Origin of the sequence: Pantoea sp. alder81 (genome assembly GCF_020179835.1) — a bacterium.
In the GTDB taxonomy this organism is placed as follows: domain Bacteria; phylum Pseudomonadota; class Gammaproteobacteria; order Enterobacterales; family Enterobacteriaceae; genus Pantoea.
Genome location: NZ_JAIUDA010000018.1, coordinates 22,423 through 28,422, shown reverse-complemented (window position 1 = coordinate 28,422; position 6,000 = coordinate 22,423). Strand labels below are relative to the sequence as shown.

Sequence of the window (6,000 nt, the reverse complement as noted above, 5' to 3'; positions counted from 1 at the left end):
GATCAACAACCTGTTTGACTGCTTCAATTTTAAACTCTTCGGGATAACGCTTACCGCTCATGGGCACCTCTCTTTAAGCCATCTTAATTGACTCTGAGGTGTCTGTTAAACCCGTGGCGATTCAGATTACAGGAAGTGCTGAAGCTCTCTGATGCCATTTACGTCCTTAAAGATGGTTTGCAGGTTGCACACGCCCGGCCAGATGAAACCACTGAAGCACAATTGCAGCAGTGGATGGTGGGGCGCGAACGAGCAGCGGATCACTACTATCAACAGCTGCAAAACCCCATAGATGAGCAGCCCGTGGCCTTTACGGTGGCGGGGCTATCTCATGCTGGGCATTACCATAACGTGAACCTGGAAATGCGTCAGGGCGAAATTCTTGGACTAGGAGGGTTGCTTAACAGTGGCAAGGAGGCGCTGGCAAAAGGCATTGCGGGTGTGGTGCCGCCGACCCGTGGTGAAGTGTTCCTGGCGAAGGCGCCTGGTCAGAAACCGCGAATCCGTAAACTGGTGCAGCAAGGTCTGGGCTATATCCCTGCTGAACGTCTGGAGGAGGGCATTATTGCCCCCTTTAGCATTAGCTGGAACCTGTCTTTGGCCAGCGGAGCCGATCGTTTCAGTCATGTTTCCGGGTATTGGTATACACGGCGTGAACGCCAGGTGACCACTGATTTTGTCTCTCGCCTGCGCATCCGCAATGGCAGCGCGCAAAAGCGCTGCGATCAACTTTCGGGTGGCAATCAGCAGAAAGTCGTGCTGGCTCGCTGGCTGTTTCGTCAGCCCAGGGTGTTGGTGCTGGATAATCCCACACGCGGTGTTGATGCAGGTGCCAAAGAAGAGATTTACCGCGAACTGCGCCAGCTGAGCGCACAGGGCGTTGCGATTCTGCTGCTCAGCGATGAGTTGCTGGAGTTGATCGGTTTGTCACACCGCATTGTGATCCTGCAACACGGCGAGCAAGTTGGCGAAATCCCGGCGCCTGCCGACGGTAAACCCGATGAACAAACGCTGGTTGCCATGATGCTCAACACCCCCTCTCCACCTTCAGCCCGGAGCCCACAATGACTCAGGAAACCTTATCCTCACAGGTGAGCGAACCCGCTTTCCCTATCGCCTGGAAACAAGCACTTCCGCTGTTAGTCGTGGGGGCATTAATGATTTTCTTCAGCCTGACCACCGACGCCTTCGCCACTGTTCGCAATTTCAGCGCTATCGCCGGTCAGGCCAGTGCGTTACTGATTGCCTGTATCGGGCTGACTTTTGTCATTTTAATGGGCTGTATCGATTTGTCGGTGGGAGCCACGGTGCTGTTGGTGGCCGCTGCCACAGTGACATTAATGAATAGCTTCGGCCTGGTATTCTCCGCCGTGCCGCTGGCCTTGCTGCTGGGCACCGCCTTGGGCGCGCTGAATGGCGCAATTTACACCCTGGGTCGCGTGCCGTCATTTGTGGTGACGCTGGGTTCACTGTCGATTTTTAGTGGTCTGGCATTAACCCTTCTTCAGGGGCGCGCGGTGGCATATCAGGCATTGCAGTTTGAAACCGTCGCCATTGGCCAACTCATTCCACATGTACCCAATATCGCGCTGTGGGCGCTACTTGCCTGGCTAATCAGCGTGTTTGTCGCGCACCGAACGCGTTTTGGTCGCTACAGCTACTTAATTGGCGGGGGTGAACGGGTTGCTCACACCGCTGGAATCCCCGTAAGCCGCTATAAAATTTACGCCTTTTGTGCCTCGGGCTTATTTGCCGGTCTGGCGGGGATCCTGTCAGTGGCCAGACTGGGCGCGGCGGGCCCGTCGCTTGGCAGCGATCTGCTGCTCAACAGTCTTGCCGCCATTGTCGTCGGAGGGACCTCGTTAGCCGGTGGACGTGGCGGACCGCAGCGCACCCTGGTCGGTGTGCTGATCATCGCCCTGATGGATAACGGACTCAATCTGCTGGGCGTTTCCGAATTTATGCAGATGGTGATTAAAGGGGCGGTGGTGATTGCTGCGGTGCTCACGGGGCGCCAGTCCGCTCAGTTTGTCGTGAAATAAACTGGAGAAGAATAATATGACTAAACGACTCATTCTTAATGCCTTTTCGATGGCGGCAGTATCACATATCTATCATGGATTCTGGCGCAATCCCGCCACCCAAGCCACGCGTTTCCATGAGCTTGAGGTGTGGGTGGAACTGGCGAAACGTTTAGAATCGGCGCATTTTGATGCGCTTTTTCTGGCCGATGTGCTGGGTGTGGATGCCATCTACAAAGGCTCGGCTGATACCTACATTGAACAGGCGGTGCAGATACCCATCCACGATGCATCCACGCTTGCAACAGCACTGGTGGCGGTCACTCAGCAACTTGGGTTGGTATTCACCAGCTCTATTCTTCAGGATCATCCGTTCAATTTTGCGCGCCGGGTTTCGACACTCGATCATCTGAGTAAAGGTCGCGTTGGTTGGAACATCGTTACCAGCGTGAGCGAGAACGCGTCACACAACTTTGGTTTAACGGGCATTACTGCCCACGATGAACGTTATCGCTGGGCGGAAGAGTACATGGAGGTGGTCTACAAATTGTGGGAAGGGTCATGGGATGACAATGCGCTACTCAATGATGCGCGCAACAACCGTTATGCCGATCCCGTTCATGTTCATCGTATTCATCATCAGGGGCCGCGCTATCAGGTTGCCGGACCGCATCTGGCACTGCCCTCACCTCAACGCACCCCGGTGCTTTATCAGGCGGGATCATCGCAAGCAGGACGCGCTTTTGCCACGCGTCATGCTGAAGGCACATTCATTGTTTGCCGCAATCCGGAAGGTGCGCGCGTCCTGACCAGCACCATGCGTGAGCAACTGCGTCTGGCAGGGCGTGATCCGCAGGATCTTAAATTCCTGCAGGGCTTGTCGTTTGTTGTGGGTAGCACTGAAGAAGAGGCCAGAAGGAAAGCTGCAGCGCTGGACGAATTTTTGAGTGTTGATGGATTACTTGCGCATATCAGTCGCGATTTGGGCGTTGATCTTGGCGTGCTGGCACCCGACCAGCTGCTGTCCGACGTTAAAATAGAAGGCGTTCAAGGCATCATTGAAGTTTTCAGCGAGTCTTTTGGACGATCGCCGACAGTTGCCGACCTGGCCAGTGCATATGCACTCAATACACGCATTGTGGGAACACCCGAACAGATTGCTAATGAGCTGGAGCGCTGGCAAGCAGCCGGCGTGGACGGCATCAATCTGATGTATGAAACCACACCGGGTTCGTTCATCGAGTTTATCGATCATGTTCTGCCGGTATTGCAACAGCGCGGTCTGGCGCAACAAGACTATGGCTCAGGCACCTTGCGGCAAAAGATGTTCGGAGAAGCCCCTACTTTACCTGCACGACATCCTGCGCGGCGCTGGCATCAGGCTTTTAACTCATATACGTGTTCAACAGATGCCTGACGCCGCGACCTATCCCGCTCATCGCATATCCCTAGCGTTTTTTATTGGTTGGGCTATTTCATTGGGTTAGTTATAAAACTGTTGTCTACAGTACATCTTGCTAAAGGGAAGTCATCCGTTCAGAAAGGTACTGTTTGCTCACCAACATTGCATGTGAGAGGAATAATGGCTACGTCAGGGCAACGCGCGGAGCAACTTGCTGAATTTTTTGCGATTGATGCAGTGGAACGTGACCAGCAAGGAGGAACACCGAAAGCACAGCGCGACGCGATTCGTCATAGTGGTCTGTTAGCCATGTTGATTCCGCAACAGTTTGGCGGATTGGGCTCAAGCTGGCGCGAGATCATGGCCACCACGCAACTCTTTGCTCGTGTAGACAGCTCTATCGCGCATGTTTTCGGTTTTCACCAGTTACAGTTGGCGACTGTGCGCATGTTTGCACGTGCTGACCAATGGCAACCTTGGTTTGACCAAACCGCTTCGCGCAACTGGTTTTGGGGTAATGCGCTTAATGTGCTTGATGAGCGAATGACCGTACAGCAACAGATGGGATGGTATGAGTTTTCCGGTCAGAAGAGTTTCAGCTCCGGTGCCGCTGATTCAGAAATCCTGCTGGCATCCGGCTTTGAGACCAGTAATGACAATCGATTTGTCATGGCAATGGTGCCTAGCGGACGCACGGGAATCACTATCCATGATGATTGGGACAATATCGGTCAGCGCCAGACTGATAGCGGCAATGTCACTTTCGAACGTGTACGCGTTGAGCCTGATGAAATGTTGTTGGAACCGGGTCCCAGTAGTTCAGCGTTTGCCAGCTTGCGCCCTCTGATTTCACAACTGCATTTTGCCAGTCTGTTTCTGGGTATTGCTGAAGGCGCGTTCAATGAAGCACGCGACTACACGCGGCGGGAAAAACGCCCCTGGCTGCAATCCGTCGCGCGGGTCGCAACGGAAGACCACTATGTACTGCACCATTACGGCGAATTTTGGGTCGGTCTGGAAAGTGTGCGACTGCTGGTTGACCGGGCGGCGCAACAGCTTGATGCCGCATGGTCTAAAGCGCTGGCGTTAGATTATGCGGAACGCGCGCAGTTAGCTTTATCTGTCGGCACGGCCAAAGTTGCCGCCACACAGCATGGCCTGGATATTTGCAATCGCCTGTTTGATGTGACGGGTGCCCGCGCCACGCATGCATCGCTACGCTTTGATCGCCATTGGCGCAATATGCGCACTCAAACGCTGCACGATCCGGTGGATTATCGTATTCAAGAGCTGGGGAAATGGGCGCTTAACAACCAAGCCCCCGAACCCTCGTATTACTCATAAGGTGCAGCCATGAATCTACTGACGCTTCCTATCCCAACGCCCGCCAGAAAAAAGGCCAGCGCGCAGGTATTTGAAGATCCGCGATCGCTGGAGTTGCTGGCACACATACAACAAATTGCGCCAAGTGAAGCCAGTATTTTGATAATTGGTGCAACCGGAACGGGCAAAGAGTTGGTTGCGCGACATGTGCACAATCTGAGCCATCGGCGGGATGGCCCCTTTATTGCGGTGAACTGCGGCGCTTTTGCGGAGTCACTGGTCGAAGCAGAGCTGTTTGGCCATGAGAAAGGCGCCTTTACCGGGGCATTGTCTGCACGAGCGGGTTGGTTTGAGGAAGCGAATGGCGGCACACTTTTTTTAGATGAGATCGGTGATTTACCGCTGGCAATCCAGGTAAAAATTCTGCGCGTGTTGCAGGAGCGTGAAGTGGTACGTTTAGGATCACGAAAATCTATTCCGATTGATGTGCGCGTATTAGCCGCGACCAATATTCATCTTGAGCAAGCTATTGCTCAAGGGCAGTTTCGTGAAGATCTTTTCTATCGCCTGAATGTCGTGAGTTTAAGGCTGTTACCACTCCGTGAGAGAGTTGGAGATATTATTCCTTTGGCTCGCCATTTTATCGAGGAGTACAGCAGTCGCCTTGGCTATTCATATGCCACACTCAGCGATGAGGCTATTCATAAGCTCACCCATTACAGCTGGCCAGGAAATATCCGCGAGCTAGAAAATGTTATTCATCACGCCTTACTGATTAGCCAAAGCAATGAAATTCAGGCAAAGAATATTGCCTTAAACAATACGCGCCTGGTTCAAGATGAAACGAATGATCAATCTGAAGTCACCGGGGAAACGTTATTGCTCCAGGCGTTGGAACGTCTGTTTGAAGAGTGTTCAGGTAGCGTCCACCAACGTATCGAGGATATGGTCGTCAAGATGGCGTATCAGTATTGCCATCATAATCAGGTGCATACCGCTAACCTGTTAGGGTTAACGCGCAATGTCACTCGTGCGCACCTGATACGTATGGGTGAGCTTATTGTTAACTCCAGAAATACTTGATAGAAAAAATAGGATTAATTATCGCATAAACAATTTACTATAATAATATTTTACAGCTGGTGCTGCTTAACTTCGCTCTGAATCCAGAGTGAGGCTTTGTCATATCTTAATAAAAATAATCATGCTTATTCCTTTATGGTTAATAGAATATTTTTTAGGTATTTCTCTTTT

At 52.4% G+C, this 6,000-nt stretch carries 5 protein-coding genes; all 5 read left to right on the top strand.

The window, feature by feature from the left end:
- Positions 1-135 precede the first annotated feature (135 nt).
- The gene (locus tag LBW88_RS25845; RefSeq protein WP_224935535.1) at positions 136-1,068 is read left to right on the top strand and encodes an ATP-binding cassette domain-containing protein; all 933 of its coding nucleotides are present in this window, start codon (positions 136-138) and stop codon (positions 1,066-1,068) included.
- The gene (locus LBW88_RS25840) at positions 1,065-2,042 is read left to right on the top strand and encodes an ABC transporter permease (RefSeq protein ID WP_224935533.1); all 978 of its coding nucleotides are present in this window, start codon (positions 1,065-1,067) and stop codon (positions 2,040-2,042) included. The genes LBW88_RS25845 and LBW88_RS25840 overlap by 4 nt, the downstream gene beginning before the upstream one ends.
- A 16-nt stretch (positions 2,043-2,058) precedes the next feature.
- Positions 2,059-3,438 (top strand): LLM class flavin-dependent oxidoreductase, encoded by a 1,380-nt coding sequence (locus tag LBW88_RS25835; protein ID WP_224935531.1) that lies wholly within the window; start codon positions 2,059-2,061, stop codon positions 3,436-3,438.
- A 165-nt stretch (positions 3,439-3,603) separates the two neighbouring features.
- Complete coding sequence (locus tag LBW88_RS25830; RefSeq protein ID WP_224935529.1) at positions 3,604-4,767, top strand: acyl-CoA dehydrogenase family protein; 1,164 nt, start codon at positions 3,604-3,606, stop codon at positions 4,765-4,767.
- A 9-nt stretch (positions 4,768-4,776) separates the two neighbouring features.
- The gene (locus LBW88_RS25825; protein ID WP_224935527.1) at positions 4,777-5,829 is read left to right on the top strand and encodes a sigma-54 interaction domain-containing protein; all 1,053 of its coding nucleotides are present in this window, start codon (positions 4,777-4,779) and stop codon (positions 5,827-5,829) included.
- The last annotated feature ends 171 nt before the right edge of the window (positions 5,830-6,000 follow it).

What these genes read in the sequence shown, in the direction of transcription:
- LBW88_RS25825 (WP_224935527.1), top strand. Translation starts at nt 4,777, where the DNA reads ATGAATCTACTGACGCTTCCTATCCCAACGCCCGCCAGAAAAAAGGCC.
- LBW88_RS25830 (WP_224935529.1), top strand. Translation starts at nt 3,604, where the DNA reads ATGGCTACGTCAGGGCAACGCGCGGAGCAACTTGCTGAATTTTTTGCG.
- LBW88_RS25840 (WP_224935533.1), top strand. Translation starts at nt 1,065, where the DNA reads ATGACTCAGGAAACCTTATCCTCACAGGTGAGCGAACCCGCTTTCCCT.
- LBW88_RS25835 (WP_224935531.1), top strand. Translation starts at nt 2,059, where the DNA reads ATGACTAAACGACTCATTCTTAATGCCTTTTCGATGGCGGCAGTATCA.